The organism is Cohnella sp. GCM10020058 (assembly GCF_042683485.1).
Lineage (GTDB): Bacteria > Bacillota > Bacilli > Paenibacillales > Paenibacillaceae > Cohnella.
In genome coordinates, this window is sequence record NZ_JBHUJV010000001.1 from 830546 (window position 1) to 831471 (window position 926).

Below are 926 nucleotides of genomic sequence, written 5' to 3' on the forward strand. Positions count from 1 at the left end.
TAGCTATCGTAGCGGTACGAATGACCTTGTTTGCACGTTGGGCGCAAGTGTTTATCTACACCATCCGGCAGTTTGGTGCGATGAACAAGCGGAATAAGCGAACGTGCACCTACATCTCTAACTTGCTGGTAAACGGGCTCGCTATCGTATCCTTTGTCGCCTAACACATACTTAGGCTGGAGTGTTGGGAACCGCTCTTTTAATCGTTTAAGCAGCACGATCGCCGGACGTTGGTCGTTTACGTGAGCCGAGCAGTTTACGCCAGTCACAATATACTGACTCTGGCAATCCACTAACAAATTGAGCTTGTAGCCGTACCAATATTTTACGCGTCCGCTTCCGCGGGGATCGCCTTTTGCTCCTACACTTGGATAGGTCGGCATGTCCGCGACGAGTTCCTCGTAGCTGCAAGACAACATCCCCGCAACTTCCTTTTCGAAGTGTGTTAACGAAGCTTCGTAAGCCTCGACTTGCGCACGCCACGCGGCCTCCTCGGCTTTGGGGACGCGCCCGCGTTTGGCACGCTTGGGTTTCTCGGGCTTGGGGGCTGGCTGCGGGACATGGCTGACGGCGTCCAGAAAAGCAGGCTCTTCGCTGTCTTCTACCTCCTTGGGGAGAATGGACGGGGCCGGTTTAGACGCGTCAATTTTGGGGTTCCGGTCAAAGGCTTCCACATGCGAAGAGTCCACCGCCATGCTTTCACCTTTCAGGAAGCCTTCTGTAATCGCTGCATCCACCGTAATATCGATGACCTCATGCAGGATGCCGGACTGCTGAAGTTTGGTGAAAAGCCTGGAATAGGCGGCTTGGCTCGGTACCCGATCAGAGCCTGTAAAGTGACAGCGCAATCTGAATTCTGCACTGCTTTTCAGACGGTTGACCAGGTCCTTGATGAAGCGAATATGCTCGATTTTGCAAAGGATAAG

1 protein-coding gene is annotated in these 926 nt (G+C 53.2%); it reads right to left on the reverse strand.

The window, feature by feature from the left end; all coding sequences use genetic code 11:
• Positions 1-926, reverse strand: a 926-nt coding sequence (locus ACFSR7_RS03255) for a transposase (protein ID WP_378159033.1), incomplete at both ends; no start/stop codon positions are given.